Annotated in this window: 15 protein-coding genes and 1 pseudogene; 6 read left to right on the top strand and 10 right to left on the bottom strand. The window is 69.4% G+C overall.

The window, feature by feature from the left end:
• The first annotated feature begins 56 nt into the window (after nt 1–56).
• The 3 genes and pseudogenes from OG299_RS39315 to OG299_RS39305 all read left to right on the top strand — a co-directional run.
• Nucleotides 57–212 carry a hypothetical protein gene (locus OG299_RS39315; RefSeq protein WP_327364262.1) on the top strand — a complete coding sequence of 52 codons (156 nt, stop codon included), beginning with the start codon at nt 57–59 and terminating at the stop codon, nt 210–212.
• Nucleotides 209–2572 carry a non-reducing end alpha-L-arabinofuranosidase family hydrolase gene (locus OG299_RS39310; RefSeq protein ID WP_327364261.1) on the top strand — a complete coding sequence of 788 codons (2364 nt, stop codon included), beginning with the start codon at nt 209–211 and terminating at the stop codon, nt 2570–2572. The genes OG299_RS39315 and OG299_RS39310 overlap by 4 nt, the downstream gene beginning before the upstream one ends.
• Nucleotides 2573–2709: 137 nt before the next feature.
• A pseudogene (locus tag OG299_RS39305) lies at nt 2710–3575 on the top strand (IS630 family transposase); the annotation flags it as partial.
• 96 nt (nt 3576–3671) lie between these two features.
• Here OG299_RS39305 and OG299_RS39300 read toward each other — a convergent pair.
• The 10 genes from OG299_RS39300 to OG299_RS39255 form a co-directional block, all read right to left on the bottom strand.
• Nucleotides 3672–5345: a serine/threonine-protein kinase gene (locus tag OG299_RS39300; RefSeq protein ID WP_327364260.1), complete on the bottom strand. Its 1674-nt coding sequence runs from the start codon at nt 5343–5345 to the stop codon at nt 3672–3674.
• Between the two features lie 505 nt (nt 5346–5850).
• Complete coding sequence (locus OG299_RS39295) at nt 5851–7326, bottom strand: non-reducing end alpha-L-arabinofuranosidase family hydrolase (RefSeq protein ID WP_327364259.1); 1476 nt, start codon at nt 7324–7326, stop codon at nt 5851–5853.
• Nucleotides 7326–8069, bottom strand: coding sequence for a cupin domain-containing protein (locus OG299_RS39290; RefSeq protein WP_327364681.1), 744 nt, complete (start codon nt 8067–8069; stop codon nt 7326–7328). Before OG299_RS39290 ends, OG299_RS39295 begins: the two co-directional genes overlap by 1 nt.
• A complete protein-coding gene (locus OG299_RS39285) occupies nt 8066–8926 on the bottom strand; it encodes a DUF6807 domain-containing protein (RefSeq protein ID WP_266659503.1) in 861 nt (286 codons plus the stop codon). The genes OG299_RS39290 and OG299_RS39285 overlap by 4 nt, the downstream gene beginning before the upstream one ends.
• Nucleotides 8923–9969 (bottom strand): Gfo/Idh/MocA family protein, encoded by a 1047-nt coding sequence (locus OG299_RS39280; protein ID WP_327364258.1) that lies wholly within the window; start codon nt 9967–9969, stop codon nt 8923–8925. Before OG299_RS39280 ends, OG299_RS39285 begins: the two co-directional genes overlap by 4 nt.
• Nucleotides 9966–11024: a glycoside hydrolase family 10 protein gene (locus OG299_RS39275; protein ID WP_327364257.1), complete on the bottom strand. Its 1059-nt coding sequence runs from the start codon at nt 11022–11024 to the stop codon at nt 9966–9968. The genes OG299_RS39280 and OG299_RS39275 overlap by 4 nt, the downstream gene beginning before the upstream one ends.
• A 29-nt stretch (nt 11025–11053) precedes the next feature.
• Entirely contained in the window at nt 11054–12409 is a 1356-nt protein-coding gene (locus OG299_RS39270; RefSeq protein WP_327364256.1) for a glycoside hydrolase family 30 protein, read from the bottom strand.
• 93 nt (nt 12410–12502) lie between these two features.
• A complete protein-coding gene (locus tag OG299_RS39265; RefSeq protein WP_327364255.1) occupies nt 12503–13333 on the bottom strand; it encodes a carbohydrate ABC transporter permease in 831 nt (276 codons plus the stop codon).
• Complete coding sequence (locus OG299_RS39260) at nt 13330–14310, bottom strand: carbohydrate ABC transporter permease (RefSeq protein WP_405705747.1); 981 nt, start codon at nt 14308–14310, stop codon at nt 13330–13332. The genes OG299_RS39265 and OG299_RS39260 overlap by 4 nt, the downstream gene beginning before the upstream one ends.
• Nucleotides 14311–14314: 4 nt before the next feature.
• On the bottom strand, nt 14315–15607 hold the full coding sequence (locus OG299_RS39255) for an extracellular solute-binding protein (protein WP_327364254.1): 1293 nt from the start codon (nt 15605–15607) through the stop codon (nt 14315–14317).
• Between the two features lie 229 nt (nt 15608–15836).
• Here OG299_RS39255 and OG299_RS39250 point away from each other — a divergent pair, with 229 nt between their 5' ends.
• Genes OG299_RS39250 through OG299_RS39240 form a run of 3 tightly spaced genes read left to right on the top strand, consistent with a single transcriptional unit; the run spans nt 15837 to nt 20633 of the window.
• On the top strand, nt 15837–16865 hold the full coding sequence (locus OG299_RS39250; protein ID WP_327364253.1) for a LacI family DNA-binding transcriptional regulator: 1029 nt from the start codon (nt 15837–15839) through the stop codon (nt 16863–16865).
• A gap of 28 nt (nt 16866–16893) precedes the next feature.
• A complete protein-coding gene (locus OG299_RS39245) occupies nt 16894–19113 on the top strand; it encodes a beta-glucosidase (RefSeq protein ID WP_405705742.1) in 2220 nt (739 codons plus the stop codon).
• Nucleotides 19110–20633 (top strand): glycoside hydrolase family 43 protein, encoded by a 1524-nt coding sequence (locus OG299_RS39240; protein ID WP_327364251.1) that lies wholly within the window; start codon nt 19110–19112, stop codon nt 20631–20633. Before OG299_RS39245 ends, OG299_RS39240 begins: the two co-directional genes overlap by 4 nt.
• The last annotated feature ends 40 nt before the right edge of the window (nt 20634–20673 follow it).

Raw genomic sequence — 20673 nt, 5'->3', positions numbered from 1 at the left:
GGCGCGGCAGGTTCCCCGACTCTCCCGTTGACGCATCTCCTGAAGAAAGCCCTCCCATGACGCGACACATCCACGAACTCCGGGCGACCGGTACGCAGGAACGGCCCCACGTCCTGCACCGCACCCACCCCGCGGCGGATCGGGCCGTACCGGCCGATGCGCGCACGATCACGGCACCCAGGGTGACCCGCGAGCGCCGAGGAGAATCATGAAGGGCCTGCACCGGCTCAGCCGGCGCCGCCGGATATTCGCGATAGGACTGTCGGCCTCGGCGCTGGTCGCCGGTGTCGCGACCTTCCTCCCCAGCTCCGCCGGAGCCGCGAGCCTGGGTACGCAGGCAGCCCCGTCGGGCCGGTACTTCGGCACCGCTGTGGCGGCCGGCAGGCTCGGCGACTCGCGGTACGCCGCGATCTCGGACCGGGAGTTCAACATGATCACCCCGGAGAACGAGATGAAGTGGGACGCCGTCGAGCCGTCCCGCGGCAATTTCAACTTCGGTCCCGCCGACCAGATCGTCAACCATGCCCTGGCCCACGGCCAGCGCATGCGCGGGCACACCACTGTCTGGCACTCGCAGCTCCCGTCCTGGGTCAGCTCCATCGGCGACGCGAACACGCTGCGTAGCGTGATGAACAACCACATCACCACCGAGATGACCCACTTCAAGGGCAAGGTCTACGCCTGGGACGTGGTCAACGAGGCGTTCGCCGACGGCTCCTCCCAGCACCGCAGCTCGGTGTTCCAGAACGTGCTCGGCAACGGCTTCATCGAGGAGGCGTTCCGCACCGCCCGTGCGGCCGACTCCTCGGCCAAGCTCTGCTACAACGACTACAACATCGAGAACTGGACCGACGCCAAGACCCAGGGCGTCTACAACATGGTCAAGGACTTCAAGTCCCGCGGCGTGCCCATCGACTGCGTCGGGTTCCAGAGCCACTTCGGCGCCGGCGGCCCGCCGTCCAGCTTCCAGACCACCCTGTCCAACTTCGCGGCCCTGGGCGTCGACGTCCAGATCACCGAGCTGGACATCGCCGGGGCCTCCCCCACCCACTACGCCAACACGGTCAAGGCCTGCCTGTCCGTGGCCCGGTGCAGCGGCATCACGGTATGGGGCATCCGCGACAGCGACTCCTGGCGCAGCGCCGAAAGCCCCCTGCTGTTCGACAACAGCGGCAACCCCAAAGCCGCCCACACCGCCGTCGTGAACGCCCTCAAGGCCTCCGCCGGTGCCACCGGCGGCACCGGTACCGGAGCGATCAAGGGCGTCCCCTCGGGTCGCTGTATCGACATCAATGGCTTCACCACCGCCAACGGCACCCAGGCGCAGCTGTGGGACTGCAACGGTCAGGCCAACCAGCGCTGGACCTACACCTCCGACAAGCAGCTGATGCTCTACGGCAACAAGTGCCTGAGCGCCCTGGCCAAGGGCACCGGCAACGGCACCGCGGTGGTCATCGAGGACTGCGACGGCAGCGCCGCCCAGCAGTGGAACGTCAACACCAACGGCACGATCGCCGGCGTCCAGTCCGGGCTGTGCCTCGACGCCGTCGGCGCGGCCACCACCAACCGCACCAAGATCCAGCTGTACTCCTGCTGGTCCGGCACCAACCAGCAGTGGACCGGCCTGTCCGGGACGTCGACCCCGACCACGCCGACGCCGACCGGCAGCGCGTGTGCTCTTCCGTCCACGTACCGGTGGACGTCGACGGGTGCGCTGGCGCAGCCGTCGAACGGGTGGGGCTCGCTGAAGGACTTCACCGACGTGGTGTACAACGGCAAGCACCTGGTCTACGCCTCGAACACCTCGGGATCGTCGTACGGCTCGATGATGTTCAGCCCCTTCACGAACTGGCCGGACATGGCGTCGGCCGGTCAGACCGGGATGAGCCAGACCACGGTGGCGCCCACGCTGTTCTACTTCGCGCCCAAGAAGATCTGGGTGCTCGCGTACCAGTGGGGTCAGTGGCCCTTCATCTACCGGACGTCGAGCGACCCCACCAACCCCAACGGCTGGTCCGCGCCGCAGCCGCTGTTCACCGGCAGTATCCCGGGCGCCGCCCCGATCGACCAGACCCTGATCGGTGACGACCAGAACATGTACCTGTTCTTCGCCGGTGACAACGGCAAGATCTACCGGGCGAGCATGCCGATCGGGAACTTCCCGGGCAGCTTCGGCTCCTCGTACACGACGGTCATGAGCGACACGGTGAAGAACCTGTTCGAGGCGCCGCAGGTCTACAAGGTCAAGGGCCAGAACCAGTACCTCATGATCGTCGAGGCTCGGGGTGCGAACGAGCAGCGCTACTTCCGCTCGTTCACGGCCTCCAGCCTGAACGGTTCGTGGACCCCGCAGGCCGCCACCGAGAGCAACCCCTTCGCCGGCAAGGCCAACAGCGGCGCCACCTGGACCAACGACATCAGCCACGGCGACCTGGTCCGCAACAACCCGGACCAGACCATGACCATCGACCCCTGCAACCTGCAGTTGCTCTACCAGGGCAAGTCCCCCACCGCGGGCGGCCCCTACGACCAACTGCCGTACCGGCCGGGTCTGCTCACCCTGCAGCGCTGACCTGACCGATCCACGCCGATCTCGATTTCAGGAACCCCAGCCGCGCATCGGCTGGGGTTCCTCCTTTCACGAGCGTTCCGGTGACCACTGGTTCCCGCTAGTACTGCAACGGTGTTTGCTGTGACGGTTGGGTGTTGCGGTCACGGATCGTCCTGGAGAGCGCAGACGGGCATGCGATCGCGGAGGTCGCCCGGCGGCTGGGCATCACCACGGACACCGTCCGGGCCTGGCGGAGGCGCTTCCTGGAACGCCGGCTCGGCGGCCTGTGCGATGAACCGAGGCCCGGTGTCCCGCGAAAGATCACCGACGCCGATGTGGAACGTGTGATCGTAAAGACGCTGGAGGAGACGCCGAAGGACGCCACCCACTGGTCGACGCGATCGATGGCCGCAGCGCCCGGGATGTCGCAGTCGGCGATCTCCCGGATCTGGCGGGCCTTCGCCCTCCAGCCGCACAGGGCTGAGACGTTCAAACTGTCCACGGACCCGTTGTTCGTCGACAAGGTCCGAGACGTGGTCGGCCTGTATGTGGACCCGCCGGAGCGGGCCCTGGTGTTGTGTGTGGACGAGAAGTCGCAGATCCAGGCACTGGACCGGTCCCAGCCGGTCCTGCCGATGATGCCCGGGGGCCCGAACGCCGCAGCCACGACGAAGTGCGCGCAGGTACCATCACCCTCTTCGCCGCACTCGACACCGCGACCGGCAAGGTCATCGGCTCACTGCACCGCCGCCACCGCGCGGTGGAGTTCAAGAAGTTCCTGCTCAAGCTCGACAAGGAAGTACCGGCAGACCTCAAGGTCCACCTGATCTTGGACAACTACGTCACCCACAAGGTTCCGGCGGTCAAGAAGCGGCTGCTGGCCCACCCGCGCTTCCACCTGTACTTCACCCCGACGGACTCGTCGTGGTTGAACCTGGTCGAGCGGTGGTTCGCCGAACTCGCCACGAAGAAGCTCCGCCGAGGGGTCCACCGCTTCGTCCAGGCCCTTGAACGCGACATCCGGGGCCCTTGGGGGCTCCCGGCCGGTGCGTGGACATACGGGGCGTGTGCTGCGGGATCAGTTCGGGTCGAGTCCGGGGCCGAAGCATGAACGACAAGCTCAGTCGGCCGACGAGGGCGCGACCGCCCGGCGCCAGACGGTGGCGTCGAGGGTGACGTGGAAGGCTGGGTCGGTATGGGCCGTCTGCCCCCGGAAGGTGATCAGGCCAATGTGACCCGCCTTGGTCAGGACACAGAACTGGGCGCCCGGGGACAGCCTGTCCAGCGGGATGTAGTCGGCGAAACGCGTCTCGTCGCGGCACGTCTCCAGGGATCCGGCCTGCCCGGGGTCAAGCAGCACGAGATGGTTGCCCGCCTGGGTGCGCACGCGGTACGGAAGCGAGTGCCCGGCGAACTCCAGGTCGCCGGCGGAGCCGCCCGCCTCCTGCGGCCGCAGCTCACCGTCGCCGAACCTGAGGGTGTAGTTTTCCGGCAGGCTGATGCCCGTGCGGGTGACCGGCTCCGGCGCCTTGGCTACGCCGGCCGGCGGCTGCGAGGCCTTCGGGGCGGACGAGGCCCCCTTCCCCTTTTCGGCGGCCTGTTCTTCCCTGCCGGAGCTGCGGCTCACGAGGTACACACCTCCGCCGACGAGCAGCGCCAGGGCGAGCCCGATCGCCACGGCGACGCCCGGCCGCCGGTTCGGGCGGCCCGCCGCGGACGGCCGGGGCGGGGAGGCCGTTGGAATCGACGGCTGAGCGTAGGGGCCCGGCGGGGGTGGCGTCGGCGGTCCGTACGCGCCTGGGACGGCGGGCGGCGCGGCGGGCACGGCGGTCACCGTCGGCTCGTGGCCGGGCGGTGCCGGTGCCGGGGCCGCCGTAACCTGGGTCACTTCGGGCGGTGCGGGCGCCGCCGCGCGCAGCGTGATGTCGGCGGCGACCGCGCCGGGCAGCCAGGCTTCGGGGCGGCGCAGCGGCGCGTCGCCGTTGGCGGCCCGGCACAGCGCGAGGACCTCGTCGACCGATGGCCTGGCCGCCGGGTCCTTGGCGAGACAGCGGGTCACCAACTCATGCAGCTGGGCCGGGAGCCGGGTGAGGTCGGGCTGCTCGTGGACGATGCGGTAGAGCACCCCGTGCGAGGTGCCCTCGCCGAACGCGGGCAGGCCTGTCGCCGCGTACGCTGCGACCTGGCCGAGCGCGAAGATGTCGGTGGCCGGGGTGACCGCACCGCCCGCGGCCTGTTCGGGTGCCATGAAGGTCGGGGTGCCGATGGTGACGCCGCTGCCGGTGAGGGCGGTCGCGTCGGCGGCCCGCGCGATGCCGAAGTCGATGACGCGGGGCCCGTCGCCCGCGAGCAGGACGTTGGACGGCTTGAGGTCGCGGTGGACGATGCCGGCCGCGTGGATGACCTGCAGGGCCTCGGCGACTCCCGCGACCAGGAGCAGCACGGTGGGTACGGGCAGCCCGCCGTGCCGCTGCACGGCGTCGGCCAGGGAGGGCCCCGGGACGTAGGCCGTGGCGAGCCAGGGGCGGCGGCCCTCGGTGTCGGAGTCGATCACCGGCGCGGTGTAGAGCCCCTGCACGCGCTCGGCGGCCCGCACCTCCTGCCGGAAGCGGCGGCGGAACTCGGCGTCCTCGCCGAACTCCGGCCGGATCACCTTGATCGCGACGGACCGTCCGCCCGGCGTGTACGAGAGGTACACCTTGCCCATACCGCCGGCGCCGAGCCTGGCCGCGATGCGGTATCCGGCCACGGACCGCGGGTCGTCGACCTCCAGCGGATGAAAGACGGTGTCCAACTCGCTCCCCCTACAGTCGGTTTCGGCCCGCGCTGCGGCACCTGCCCGGCGCACGCGGAACTTTACCGAACGCAAGATCCTCTGCCGGTCAGGTCCTGCCTTCGTGCTGGTCAGTGCCTCTTTGTCGGGGCACAGGATCAGGCGAAGGCCGTGTCCACGTCCCCGGAATCCAGCTACGCGCGAACGCGTCAGGGGCATCGTTCGAGGTCAGACCATAACGAACAAGGTAAGTACCTGTGGATGAGCAGTCCATGACATGGCTGTCGGCGGCTGCCGCCTTCGTGCCGATCGACTTAGTACTGCAACGGTGTTTGGCGTGACGGTTGGGCAGGCCGCTCGTTGGTTTGGTCATGGGTGGGGAACTGGTTGATGCCCGGTCGTGGGCGGGTGAACTGAAGTCTCTGCACTCCTGGACGAGGCGACCGACGTCGTGCACGGGCGGGCTCGGCCTTGCGCCGAGCCCGCCACTCCGGCTCCACTACGGAGCCGCACCCGTGTCACGCCCTCAGCGCTGCAGTGTCAGCAGACCCGGCCGGTAGGGCAGGAGGCCGTAGTCGATGCCGTCGGAGCTGGGACTGCGTCCCTGGTAGAGCAACTGCAGGTTGCAGGGATCGACGGTCATGGTCTGATCGGCGCTGGTGCGGATCAGTTCGCCGTGGCTGATGTCGTTGGTCCAGGTGGCGCCGCTGTTGGCCTTGCCGGCGAAGGGGTTGCTCTCGGTGGCGGCCTGCGGGGTCCACGAACCGTTCAGGCTGGAGGCCGTGAACGAGCGGAAGTAGCGCTGCTCGTTCGCACCCCGAGCCTCGACGATCATGAGGTACTGGTTCTGGCCCTTGACCTTGTAGACCTGCGGCGCCTCGAACAGGTTCTTCACCGTGTCGCTCATGACCGTCGTGTACGAGGAGCCGAAGCTGCCCGGGAAGTTCCCGATCGGCATGCTCGCCCGGTAGATCTTGCCGTTGTCACCGGCGAAGAACAGGTACATGTTCTGGTCGTCACCGATGATCGTCTGGTCGATGGGTGCCGCTCCGGCGCCGATGCTTCCGGAGAAGAGCTCCTGCGGTGACGACCAGCCGTTCGGGTTGGTGGGGTCGCTCGACGTCCGGTAGGAGAACGCGGTCGCACCCCACTGGTAGGTGAGCACCCAGATGTTCTTCGGCGCGAAGTAGAACAGCGTCGGCGCGACGGTGCCGGTCGACATCGTGTTCTGGCCGGCGGAGGCCATCTCCGACCAGTTGGTGAACGGGCTGAAGTTCATCGAGCCCCAGTTGTTCCCCGTGTCGTGGGTCGTGGCGTAGACGAGTTGCCTGCCGTTGTAGGGGACGACGGTGAAGTCCTTGAGCGAGGCCCACCCGGGCTTGGGCTGCGCCAGCGCGCCCGTCGAGGTCCAGCGGTAGGACGACGGAAGAGCACACGAGCCGGGAGTGCCGGCGCCGACCCGGACGAGCTGCCACTGCTGGTTGGTGCCGCCCCAGTCGTCGTACTGGACGATGTTCGCGTTGTCAGCGGTGGAGCCGCCTTGCACTTCGAGGGCCTTGCTGCTGTGGCGCGCGATGAGCCTCACGTAGCCGTCCGAGCTGTCGGCCAGCCGCCACTGCTGGTTGGTGCCGTTCACGTCGGCCCACTGGACGATCGCGGCGCCGTTCGCGGTGGACCCGTTCTGGACGTCCAGCACCTTGCCGGAGAGGCGGGACTTGATGCGGTAGTAACCGCCGCCGGAGTCGACGAACTGCCACTGCTGCTGGTTCTGATCGTTACGGGTCCACTGCGTGATGCGGGCCCCGTCGTTGGTCGCCAGGTTGTAGACGTCCAGGGCCTTGCCGCTATTGCGGTTGACCAGCACGTACGAGGCGTTGGGGTCGACTGCCGTCGCCGCGCCGGCGGGCTGCACACCGAGGAAGGCGACCAGGAGCAGCAAGGGCATAAGGACGGCGAGCAGGCGTCGTCTCAGGTGGGCCGGGGATGGAGGGCGAGACCTCATCAGAAGGGCTCCTTCGGGGAGTGGGGGCGGGGTGACCCCGACGGACCGCGGGGCGGACGCGTCGAGGAGTCGGGGACGGGATAGGTGTGGAGGAGGCCGCACATGCCGAAGCGTTGGTGCTCTGGGCACTCCAGCCGTGACACTGCGCCGTGGTCGAGGTGGGAGAGGTCTCCGGCCTTCAGCCGTTCCAGCTGACGGCCGGTCGTGACGGCTGCGGCGAGGGCGCCGTCACGCCAGCGGACCCGCCAGGCGTCCAGGAGGTCGCTCTTCAGGCGTCTGGCCGCGATGTGGAACTCCCCGAGCCCCCCTTCGCGCAAGGCGAGGAAACCCTCCAGTGCCAGGTCGCGGCGGCGGCGGGCGGCCGCGGAACGGTCGCCGCTCAGGCCGGCCGCCCTGCCGTAGGCCTGGGGATCGGCCAGCACGGGCGCCGGGAAGGTGAAGACGGCGTCGCCCGCCTCGGGGAGTCCTCCGTTCTGCATGAGCACCACGAGGCGCAGGCCTCCGTCGTTGACGAGGCGGTGGATCGTGCCGGGGGTGAACCAGACGACGTCGCCGGGGAGCAGTGGGGTCTCGTCGAAACCGGAGGTGGTGAGGGTCTGTACGCTGCCCGCGCCGTCGATGACGACGTAGGCCTCGGAGCAGACGAGGTGCATGTGCGGCGTGCCGCCGCACAGCCCGTCGGCGGCCTCCCAGTCGTAGACGGTCAACCCGGAGATCCCCACGCCGCCGGGGAGCGGGGTCACCACGGGTGTTCCGCGATGTGGCGGGACAGGCGCCCGGCGGTCCACGCGCCGTCGGCCACGACGATCCGGTAGCGGCGCGAGAGGGTGTCGCCGGGGGCCAGTGGCAGTTCCTTGTCGAACGCCAGGGACGGGTTGACGGCGGGGATGGGTTCACTGCGGACGAACCAGTGGCAGGGGGCGTCGGGGTCGTCCAGGAACAGGAGCGCGGAGGAGCGGTCGACCTCGTCGTGCGCGCCGATGAAGGCCAGCCAGTCGCCCTGCTCGCCCATCGCGGGGCCGATCACTTCGCCGCCGGTGAACTCGCGCGGGCCGCGCCAGAACAGGCCGGAGTATCCGGCGAGCTCTCTGCCCTGCGTGCCGGGGCTGCCGAACACCAAATCGCTGTCGCGGACGTTGGTCAGCGAGGTGGTGACGTCCAGGGTCCAGAAGTCGGCCCCTACATCGTGTGCGGTCAGCGTGCGGCGCTCGTCGATCCAGTGCTCCCCCGCCATCGTGATCCAGGCCAGGGCTTCGGTGATCACGGCGCGGCCGGGGCCCGTTTCGGCGGACACGGCGAGGCTGTGCATCGTGCCGAGGTTCGGCAGGTCCACGTAGCCCTGGCCGCGCAGGTAGGTGCCGCCGCCCCAGAAGTTCTGCCCCGACACCCACGACGCCGTGATCTGGATGCCCTTGTGCCAGCGGTGGTCGTGCGGCCGGTACCCGGTGACCACGTCGCCGGCGAGCGTGCGCACCGGATGCAGGTAGGGCTTCGGCGCCTCGAAGGGGTCCATGACCGATCGGTGTACGTACCGGAAGAGGTCGACGTCGCGTGCCCGGACGGTCAGGGAGTCCTCGTTCTGGAGGAGTTCGAACGTCACCGGAACACCCCCGGGCGCCCGCCGTTGAGCGAGACGTAGTACGGGTCGGCCGCGTCGATCTCCCCGCGCCGGACCGGCAGGCCGGTGATCGCGGCCTTGTACAAGCCGGTGACCAGTTCCATGGTGGGCCTGCCGAGATCGGGCCGGGTCCCCGCCTCGTAGTCGTCCAGGAAGGCCGCGAGCTGGGCGGTGTGCGAGCTGGGCACGTCGTCCGGCAGCTCCCACTTCACGCCCGGCGACCTCGTGGTGAAGGTCCAGTCCGCGTTGGAGTAGCCGTACAGGTGCCGCAGCTCGACCGTGGCGTCGGTGAGGTCGAAGCGCAGGTAGCTCTCCTCCCGGGGGGAGAGGACGCTGTTGACGACCGTCGCGACGGCCCCGTTGTCGAACCGGACCAGGGCTGCGGACACGTCCTCGGTCTGGACTTCGCGTGCGAGGCGGCCGGCCATCGCGCGCACCTCGGTCCATTCGCCGAGCACCGCGAGCATGAGGTCCATCTGGTGGATGCCGTGGCCCAGGGTCGGGCCACCTCCCTCGCTCTCCCAGGTTCCGCGCCAGGGCACGTCGTAGTAGGCGTCGTCGCGGTGCCACGCCGTGACGCACTGCGCGACGAGCGGTCGGCCCAGCGTCCCGGCCGTGATCCGGTCGCGCAGGTACCGGGACCCCGAGCCGTACCTGTGCTGGAACACCGCGCCCGCGTGGGCGGGCCCTTCGGCGGCGCGGATCCGGTCGAGCTCGGCCAGCGACAGGGCCACCGGCTTCTCGCACCACACCCACGCCTGCGCCGCCAGGCAGGCCACGGCCTGTTCGGCATGCAGGAACGGAGGCGTGCACAGGTGCACGAGGTCCGGGCTCTGCTCCTTGAGCATGGTGTGCAGGTCGGTGTAGACCGCGGGGATGCCGTGTTCGGCCGCGAACTGCTCGGCGCGCGCGGCGTCCACGTCGACGGCTGCCACGATCCGGGCCCGGTGCGCCTGCGCGCGGAGGGCAGGGACGTGGCAGATGCCCGCGATCCCCCCCGTTCCGACGATCGCCGTCCTGATCATCCGCCAAGCACCTCCTTGATGGAGTAGTAGGCGGGCTTGGGCAGCAGGTTCTCGTCGTAGGGCAGCGCCGCGCCCTCGCCGGGGAAGACGGAGGGGATCCACGAGTACTTGTCCGTGTAGTCCCAGATGGTGACTCCGACGCACTTCTTGACCGCCAGGCAGGCCTTGACGTAGTCGGCGTACCAGGTGGCCTGGGTGGCGAGCTTTTCCGGGGTCGCGGGGAGGGCCATCCGGATGTCGAGCTCGGTGACCGCGACGTCGACGCCGAGGTCGGCGAAGCGCTGCATGTTCTGCTGGACGTCGCCGGGGAAGCCGTACTGGAGCGCCAGGTGGCCCTGGATGCCGAAGCCCTCCACCGGGACCCCGTCGGCCTTCAACTGCTTGATCAGGGTGTAGTAGGCGTCGCTCTTGGGGCCTATGCCGTCGACGTTGTAGTCGTTGAGGTACAACTTGGCGTGCCGGTCGGCCTCGTGGGCCCAGCGCAGGGCGTCGGCGATGTAGCCGGGGCCGAGCGTCTTGTAGAAGAGCGATTCGCGGTAGGTGCCGTCCTCGTTGAAGGCCTCGTTGACCACGTCCCAGTGGATCACCTGGCCCTTGAAGTGCCGGACCTCCGTCTGGATGTGGTTCTTGAGGATGGCACGCAGCTCGTCGGCGCTCCAGGTGCCCTCGGTGAGCCATGCGGGGAGCTGGTTGTGCCAGATGAGGGTGTGGCCGCGGACCTTCTGGTGGTGGGACTTGGCGAAGGCGACGACCTTGTCGGCTTCGGTGAAGTCGAAGACGCCGCGCTCGGGCTCGGTGGCGTACCACTTCATGGCGTTGCCGGGGGTGGTCTGGCCGAATTCGCTGCCGAGGAGCTTGAGGTAGGCGGCGTCAGTGAACTCGGGGTTGTCGGTGGCGGAGCCGAAGTACTTGTGGTGCTTCGCGGCCAGTTCGCCAAGCGTCCTGGGACGGGGCTCGGCGGCTGCGGGCGCCGCGGCGAGACCGGCCGACAGGCAGATGGCGGCGGACAGGGCGGTGAGGATCCGGGACATGGGAACGGGCATGTGTACGGACATGGCGGGTTGCTCCTCGGGGTGCGTGCGGTTCAGTCGAGGACGATCGTGGTCAGCGCGCGCGGAGCGAGCTTCGCCGTGAGGGTCGTGCCGTGCGTGGAGACGATGTCGGCCGGGGTGATCGAGCGGGTCCCGTCGGTGACGTAGCCGTCGGGGTGCCGGTCGTGCCCGCCGCGAAGGGAGAACTCGGTGGAGCTTTCGGTGGTCGCGGTGTTGAGGATTTCGATCACGCGGCTGCCGTCGGCGTTGCGGAAGGCCGTGATCTGCAGTGCCGGGTCGGCCTTCGTGACCGGTACGCGGACGGCGCCGGGTCGGATGAAGCGGCTGAAGGCGGCCAGGGCCCAGTACCGCTTGGACACCCGGTAGTCGTCACCGGGGTTGGCGAGCTGGATGAGCCCCCGGGTCGCGCCGAGGGACGCGCCGGTCCAGTAGACGTAGGCACTGGCGTTGCCGGTGGTCAGGGTGTTCTGGATGTCGGCGGCGACAGCGAGACCGTCGTAGCCGCTGCCGTCGTCCCAGTTCTCGTTCCAGGTGGCGCCGTCCGGGGACCATTCCGACATCCACACGGGCTTGTCGGTCGGCTGCGGGACCGCGGTCGGACCGCTGTAGCGGTGGCCGGTGACGGTCCGTACGGACTTGCCGGCGGCGGGGTCAGCCTCGATGGCCTCGGTGTAGGCGACCTGCCGGTCCCAGCCCGCGGCGTCGCAGCAGACCAGCCCGGTCTTCAGTCCGGACGCGCGGACGGTCGGCCCGAGCACCTTGAGGAAGTCGACGGCCTGCTGCGGGGTGAACCGCATCGAGGCGTAGGTCGCCGTCCAGTCGGGCTCGTTGGTGAACCCCAGGTCGGTGATCCCGATGCCTTCCTGACGGTAGAACTTCGCGTACTGCACCAGGTAGTTCGCGTAGGCCTGGCGCCATTCGGCCAGCAGCTCACCGCCGTTGTTCTCGCTGCTGTTGGTCTTCATGAAGGCCGGGGCGCTCCAGGCGTCGGCGTAGAACCGTTTGACGCCGTAGGCCTTGGCCTCCTTGGCGAGCCAGACCTGGCCGCCGTCCTGGCCGTCCCAGACGTACTTCGGTGTGGCGTCCGGCCCGCCGGGATCGGTCGGCAGGATCGTCGGCATGTGGTCGTAGACCCTGTCGGTCGACGACCCGATGCCCAGGCGCAGGATCGAGAGGCCCGCGCCCTTGTCCTTGCTGAGCAGCAGGTCGAGCACTTCGCGCTGCTTGGCCGGGCTGAGGCCGCGCGCGCCGTGCAGCAGGTCGGCCCTCTGGAAGGCCATCGAGAAGCCGAATCCGTCGATGGGCTGGAGCGCTGTGCGGAAGTCGATGCCGGTTCGCGCGGGGGCGGGCGCGGGCGAGGGGGCGGGGGCGGGGGCGGGGGCGGCCACGGCCTGCGATGTTAGCGCTAACAAAAATGGGACTGCCAGTGCGATCAAACGTTTCACAATGTCTCCTCGGGGGTGGAGGTCGCGCGGGACGGGTCAGCCCTTGGTGGCGCCCGCCGTGAGGCCGCCGATCAACTGCCGCTCGGCGACGGCGTAGAACGCGAGGGCGGGGACCATGGCGAGCACGATGTAGGCGAGGACGAGTGCGTAGTCGGTCGAGTACTGGCCCTGGAACTGCTGGACTCCGACCGGGATGGTCTGCCATTTCGGGTCGTTGAACACCAGCAGCGGCAGGAAGAAGTTGTTCCAGCTCGCTACGATCGCCAGCACCGACACCGTGCCGAGCGCCGGACGCGCCATCGGCAGCAGGATCTTCCAGAAGAAGCGGAACTTGCCGCAGCCGTCCATGATGGCCGCCTCTTCGACCTCCGCCGGGATGGTCCGGAAGAAGCTGCGCAGGATGATGATGGTCATGGGGAGCCCGAAGGCCGCCTGCGGGAGGATCACGCCGAGCGGGTTGTCGAGCAGGTCGAAGTTGCGCAGCAGCAGGAACAACGGCAGGACGGCCACGGCGAACGGGAACATGAGCCCGATCGTGAACAGCGTGTAGAACAGCTCCCTGCCGCGGAAGGCGTAGCGGGCCAGCACGAACGCCGCCATCGCGGAGGCAGCCACCGTGCAGCAGGTCGTGCCGATCGCGATGCCCGCACTGTTGGCGATCTGCCGCCAGAACATTCCGTCGCCGAGAATGCCGGTGTAGTTGCCGGCCTTCCAGTGTTCGGGCAGCCCGAACGGGTTGGTCGTCAGCTCGCCGGTGCTCTTGAACCCGGAGAGCACCGCGTAGACCAGCGGCACGACGACGAAGGCGCCGATCAGCCAGACCACGGCGTGCAGCGACAGGCCTCGAGCCGTCTTGCGTGCGTTCATCGGCCACCTCCCGAGGTGACGGCCCCGCTCAGGTCACGGCGGAGCACGTAGCGCTGGTAGAAGAGGGAGAAGACCAGGCTGATCACGAACAGGACCACGCTGATCGCACTGGCATAGCCGACCTGGTAGCGCTTGAACCCGAACTGGAACATCGAGATCGCCATGGTCTCGGACGAGTGGTTGGGCCCGCCCGCCGTCATGACCCACACCAGGTCGAAGAGTTGGATGGCGCCGATGATCGAAAGGAAGGCGCTGATCCGGATCGTCGGGCCGAGCAGCGGCAGCGTCACGTGCCGGAAGCGCTGCCATGCGCCCGCGCCGTCGATGGAGGCGGCCTCCAGGACCTCGTTCGGGATGCTCTGCAGGCCGGCGAGGAAAAGCATCATGTGGAAGCCGAAGTACTTCCAGGTCATGACCACGAACAGGGTCGGCATGACCGTCGAGGGATCCGCGAGCCACTTCCCCTGCAGCCCCTCCAGGCCGAGGGCGCCTGCGAGATGGTCGGCCATGCCGGCACCGGGAAGGAAGATCATGGTGAAGAGGACCGCCGTGACCACCTCGGACAGGATGTACGGCGCGAAGAACAGCATCCGGTAGACGGCCCGGCCGCGCAGCCGTTGGTTGAGCAGGACCGCGGTGAACAGCGCGAACGGCAACTGCACCGTGATCGAAAGGGCGATCAGGTACAGCCCGCGCCTCAGATCGCCGAGGAAGACCTGATCGCGGAAGAGCGTGGCGTAGTTCTCGAGGCTGATGAAGTCGTCCAGGGGGCCGATCCCGCCCCACTTGAAGAAGCCCGTGTAGACGGCGACGACGATCGGTGCAAGGACGAAGACGAGGAAGAGGACCAGAGCCGGGACGAGGAACCAGGCGACCGACGCCCAGCTTCCCAACCCGCGCAGGAGCGAGCGCGCCGGCCGGGCGTGCGGGTGCGCCGGCACGGCTTCCTTCGTCCGCTCCTCGGTCAGGGTGGACACGGAGCTAGGCACCCTTCGCAGCCTCGGTGATCGACTTCGTGACCTGCTCGGGCGTCTTCTTGCCCGCGATGAGGTCGGCGACGCTGTCGTTGACCTCCTGACCCACCGCGGGCGGGTAGGCCTGGTCGAGGAAGAGCTGGAAGCCCGTCGCCTTGACCAGGCTGTCGGCCACCACCTTTCTGTTGGGCTCGGTGAGCCGGCTCTCCGCGCCCTTGACCACCGGCAGGTAGCCGTTGGAGGCCAGCAGCTTGGACTCGTTCTCCAGTACGAAGAACTTCAGGAAGTCCAGCGCCTCCTTCGGGGCGCCCTTGCGCAACGCGAAGCCGCTGCCACCGCCGAACACCTCGGCGGCCTGGCCGACGCCGCCGTCGACCGTCGGGAAGGGGAAGAAGCCCAGGTCCGCTCCGAGGTCCGCGCCCGCGTCCTTCTGTACCGACGGCGCCCACTGCCCCATCAGCTCCATGGCGGCCTTGCCGTTGCCCATGGTCGCGGCCTGGCCGCCGGGGGTGGAGTACCCGGCGCCGAGGAAGCCCGTCTGGAAAGGCTGGAGGTCGACCAGTTCCTTGAGGTGGGTGCCCGCCTGGACGAAGCCGGCGCCGGTGAAGTCCTTGGTGGTCGCGGCCTGCTGCAGCGCGGAGAGGCCCGCGACGCGCATCGCGAGGTAGGCCCAGTAATAGTGGCCCGGCCACTTCTCCTTGCCCGCGAGGGCGATCGGAGTGACGCCCGCCGCCTTGAGCTTCTTGACGTCTTCGAGGAACTCGGCCCAGGTGGCCGGCGAAGCGGTGATCCCGGCCTGGGCGAAGAGCTTCTTGTTGTACCAGAAGCCGACCATGCCGACGTCGTAGGGCACCCCGTAGGTCCGGCCCTCGAACTGGTAGGCCTGCAGCGAGACCGGGGTGAGTTCGGAGGACCAGCCGAGCGCCTCGGTGAGGTCCTCGACCAGCCCCGCGTCGATCTGCTGCCGCAGGACGCCGCCGCCCCAGGTCTGGAAGACGTCGGGGAGCTTGCCCGATGAAGTGTTGGCCGTGAGCTTGGACTTGAACGCCTCGTTCTCCAACGAGGTCGTCTTGATGGTGATGTTCGGGTGAGCGGCGGTGAACGCCGAGGAGATCTGTGGGAACAGGGACTTGCCCGGTTCCGTCGTGGCGATGTTCCACCACGCGAAGGTCACCTTGCCGTCGGCCGCCGACCCCGAGCCGGAGCCACCGCCGCCGCAGGCCGCGGTGAGCGAGACGGACAGAGCGGTCAGGCCCGAGAGCGCGAGGAAGCTTCGTCGACTCGGGGTGGTGCTGGCCATGGGACCTCCGGGGTGGTGAATGCCGGTTCGCTTCGAAAATGTTTCGTAACATTCTCGAATTGGTGCTGCCACAAACTAGGAACGCGAAGCCACCCGGTCAAGCTTTCTTACCAAATTTCCTTCCGCAGCAGCCGACTTATGGCTTGACAACCAGGTCGCGCCGACCGGAAACTCTTCGAAAGTTTGCGATACATGTCGCTCACATAAGGCGTCAGCGCGGAGGAGAGAATTGAGCGAGCAGCGCCCGACCCTGGCCGTCATCGCCGCTGAGGCGGGGGTCTCCCAGGCCACCGTGTCCAAGGTGGTCAACGGCCGCTCCGACGTCGCACCCGCGACACGCGAACGGATCGAGAGCCTGCTGCGCTCCCACAACTACCTCCACCCCGGCGCGCAGGCCAGGGCCCGCAGGTCCGGCCTGGTCGACCTGATCATCGGCGGCCTGGACAGCGCGTGGGCAGTGGAGATACTGCGCGGCGTCGAAGCCGAGTGCGCCCAGCGCAGCGTCGGCACCGTCGTATCGCTCGTCCCGCCGGGCGAGGCCACGCCTTCGAGTTGGGCCGCACTGCCGGTCCTGCACCACAGCGACGGCGTCATCCTCGTCACCGCCTCGGTCACCCAGGCCCAGCGCGCCCAGGTCGAACAGGCCGGGGTGGCACTCGTCGTCATCGACCCGATCGACCTGCCGGGCAACGGTGTCCCGAGCATCGGCGCGACCAACTGGGCGGGCGGCCTCGCCGCCACGGAACACCTGCTGGAGCTGGGGCACCGCCGGATCGCCGCGATCGGCGGGCGCAAGGAGATGCTCTGCAGCCAGGCCCGCATCGACGGGTACCGCGCCGCGCTGGAGCGGGCCGGGATCGAGGTCGACCGCGACCTGATCCGGTTCGGCGACTTCGGGCACGAGGGCGGGTTCCAGCGCGCCCGGGAACTGCTCGCCCTCCCCGAGCCGCCGACCGCCGTCTTCGCCGGCAGCGACCAGCAGGCGATGGGCGTCTACGAAGCCGCCCGGCAGGTCGGACTGAGCATCCCGCAGGACCTCAGCGTGGTCGGCTTCGACGACCTGCCGATGTGCGAATGGCTGTCCCCGCCGCTGACGACGGTGCGTCAGCCGCTGGAGGAGATGGGTCGGCTCGCCGCCCGCACACTCTTCCAGCTCCTGGACGGCCAGCCCCTGGTCAGCCCCCGGATGGAGCTCTCGACCGAGCTCAAGGTCCGGCTCTCCACCGCCCCGCCCCGTTCCTGGGCGGATCCGGCCTGACCGACAAGACACCCCCTAGGAGAACTCCTTGCCCGAGCCCTGGCGTGACCCCCTCATGCCCGTTTCCATACGAGTCGCCGATCTGTTGAAACGGATGACGCTGGAGGAGAAGGCGGGTCAGCTCGCCGGCTTCTGGGCGCTGCCCTCGGATCCGGGCGCACCCGTCGCGCCGATGGAGGACGATTCCGGCGAGTCGGCGCCCGGCCTCGACGACATCGTCGCCCACGGCCTCGGCCAGCTCACCCGGGTGTACGGAACCGCGCCGATCACCGCGGAAGCCGGGATGGAGCGGCTCGCCTCGCTCCAGCGGCAGGTGACCGAAGCCGGCCGGTTCGGGATTCCGGCGGTCGCTCACGAGGAGTGCCTGACCGGGTTCATGACGTTCGGAGCGACGGTCTTCCCCGGGCCACTGGCCTGGGGCGCCTCCTTCGATCCCGGACTCGTGCGCCGGATGGCCGCCGCCATCGGCGCCGGGATGCGGCGGGTCGGCGTCCACCAGGGGCTGGCTCCCGTGCTCGACGTGGTCCGCGACTACCGGTGGGGCAGGACCGAGGAGTGCATCGGCGAGGACCCCTATCTCGTCGGAGCCATCGGCACCGCCTACGTACAGGGCCTGGAGGGCGCCGGGATCGTGGCGACGCTCAAGCACTTCGCCGGGTACTCGGCCTCGCGCGGCGGCCGGAACATGGCCCCCGTCGCCTCGGGACCGCGCGAGTTCGCCGACGTACTGGTCGAGCCCTTCGTACGGGCACTGCGCGAAGGGGGCGCCCGGTCGGTGATGAACAGTTACACCGACGTGGACGGCGTTCCGGTGGCCGGCGACGAACAGCTGCTGACCGAACTGCTCAGGGGCGAGCTGGGGTTCGGCGGTGTGGTCGTCGCCGACTACTACGCCGTCTCCTTCCTGGAGACCCGGCACGGCGTCACCGGATCGCGGGGCGCGGCCGGCGCGCTGGCGCTGACCGCCGGAATCGACGTCGAGCTGCCCACCGCCCGGTGCTACGGCGAGCCGCTGACCGAACTCGTACGGGCGGGAAGCGTGCCCGAGGAGCTCATCGACCGGGCCGCGGAACGGGTCCTGCTCCAGAAGGCCGAGCTCGGCCTGCTCGACCCCGACTGGGAACCCGTCAAGCCCGAGCCGATCGACCTCGACCCGCCGGAGAACCGGGCACTGGCCAGGCTCCTGGCCGAACGGTCCACCGTGCTGCTCGCCAACGACGGCATCCTGCCGCTGCGGCCGTGCCGGGTCGCGATCAGCGGGCCCTACGCCGACGACCCCCAGTCCTTCCTCGGCTGCTACTCCTTCCCCAACCACGTCGCGCTCCCCGGCGACCTCGGGCTGGAGATCCCGACGCTCGGCGAGGCGCTCACCGCTGCCGGGTTCACGGTCACCGACGAGGAGCCGGACGTGAACCTGCTCGTGCTCGGGGACCGGGCCGGCATGTTCGGCCGGGGCACCTCCGGAGAGGGCTGCGACGCCGAGACCCTCGAGCTGCCCGGCGACCAGGCCGCACTCGCCTCCGCCGTGCTGGACTCGCAGGTGCCGACCGTCATGGTCCTCGTCTCCGGACGGCCCTACGCGCTCGGCACGCTCGCCGAACGCGCATCGGCCGTGGTACAGGCCTTCTTCCCCGGCGAGGAGGGCGGGACGGCACTGGCCCGGATCATCAGCGGCGCCGCGGAACCGTCCGGGCGGCTGCCCGTCTCCATCCCCCGCCAGGTCGGCGGCCAGCCCGGCACCTACCTGCACGCCAGGCTCGGCGGGCACACCGACTGGAGCTCGGTGGACCCGACCCCGCTGTTCCCGTTCGGCCACGGGCTGAGCTGGACCAGCTTCACCTGCTCGGAGCTCTCCGTGGATCCCGTCGCCGCGACGGACGGGACCGTCGCCGTTTCGGTCACCGTACGCAACGTCGGCGAGGTGGCCGGGACCGAAGTGGTCCAGCTGTACCTCTCCGACCCCGTGGCGTCCGTCGTCCGGCCGCAGCGGTGGCTCGCCGGATTCGCCAGGGTCGAACTGGGGCCGGGCGCCGCCTTGCGGATCACCTTCTCGGTCCATGCCGACCGGACCTCCTTCACCGGGCTCGACCTGCGCAGAAGGGTGGAGCCCGGGGAGATCGGCGTGGCCGTCGGACGGTCCAGCGGCGATCTTCCGCTCCACGGCTCCTTCACTCTGGAGGGCCCCGTACGCCACCCCGCGAACGACCGGGTGCTGTCCGTGCCGGTCGAGATCGTCCCGGTTCCATGACCGGATACTTCGGTGATCCCGTGCTGCCCGGGTTCCGGCCCGACCCGTCCGTCTGCCGGGTGGGAGCGGACTACTACCTGGTGACGTCCAGCTTCGAATGGTTCCCGGGCCTTCCCGTGTTCCACAGCCGCGACCTCGTGAACTGGCGGCGCATCGGCTCCGCGCTCGACCGGGCGTCCCAGCTCGACCTCGACGGGTGCGAGCCCTCCCGGGGTCTGTTCGCACCGACGATCCGGCACCATGACGGGGTCTTCCACCTCGTCTGCACGCTGATGGACGGCCCGGGCCATTTCGTCGTCACCGCGACCGACCCGGCGGGGCCGTGGTCGGAGCCCCACTGGTTGGAGGGCGAGGGCTTCGACCCGTCGCTGTTCTTCGACGACGGGCCGGACGACGGCGAGGGCGACGGGGACGGGGAGGGCGAGAGGGACGAGGGCGGCGACGGCGATGGCGACGGCGACGGCCGGGCCTGGTTCACGGCCGCACGAGTCGTGGACGAAGCCGCGGGCCGCACCGAGATCTGGATGCGCGAGTACCTTCCCCGGGAACGACGGCTGACGGGACCCGAGCACGTCCTGTGGTCGGGGAGCCACCCCGGCGCCCGATGGTCGGAAGCCCCGCACCTCTACAAGACCGGCGGCACCTATCTCCTGGTCACCGCCGAGGGGGGCACCGATGTGGAGCACCGTGTGGTGGCCGCCCGCGCCGCCCGCGTGACCGGCCCCTACAAGGGCGCCCCCGGCAATCCGGTACTACCGCCCGCCAAAGGTCCGGTCACCTGCACCGGGCACGCCGACCTCGTCCAGACCCCGAACGGCGACTGGCGCGCCGTCCTCCTGGGCGTCCGCCCCGGCTCCGCCCTCGGCCGCGAGACCTTCCTCAGCCGGATCACCTGGGACGCGGGCTGGCCGGTCTTCTCCCCTGTCGACCACACGGACCTCCGCCTCCCCGTCCACGACGACTTCGCCACCCTCCGCGCGCACTGGAGCATCCTGCGCACGCCGCGGGAGCGGTTCTGGACCACCGGCGACGGGCTCCGTCTCCAGCTCCGCCCCGACCGCCTCGGCGAACGCACCACCCCGTCCCTCCTGGCCCGCCCCCAGGAGCAGCCCGACTGCGACGTCTCCACCGAGCTGCACTTCACCCCCACCGCACCGGAGGAACAGGCCGGCTTCGCGGTGGTCTTGGACGACGACACCCATCTCCTCTTCCTCCGCACCGCGGAAGGACTCAGCCTCCGCCGCGGGGCCGAGGTCTTGGCCGGCGTTCGCGTCCCTGCGGGCCCCATTCGCCTGGGGGTCCGAATCCGCGGTTTCAGCCACACCTTCGCCCACGCGGCACCCGGCGGAGCCTGGCAGGACCTGACCACCGTCGAAGCCACTTTCCTCACCCCGCTGTTCACCAGCGTCCAGCTCGGCCTCTACGCCACCTCCAACGGCCGTCCCTCCACCAACCAAGCCCACTTCACACGTTTCGACATCACTTACCCGAGCCCACAGGAACCGCCGGGCAGGCGCTGACACCGCCGATGCCGCGGGCAGGTGGCAATCAGCCTCCGCC

It is taken from the genome of Streptomyces sp. NBC_01296, assembly GCF_035984415.1.
GTDB lineage: Bacteria > Actinomycetota > Actinomycetes > Streptomycetales > Streptomycetaceae > Streptomyces.
Note: the sequence above shows the minus strand (reverse complement) of the source record. Positions and strands in the feature narration are given on the sequence as shown.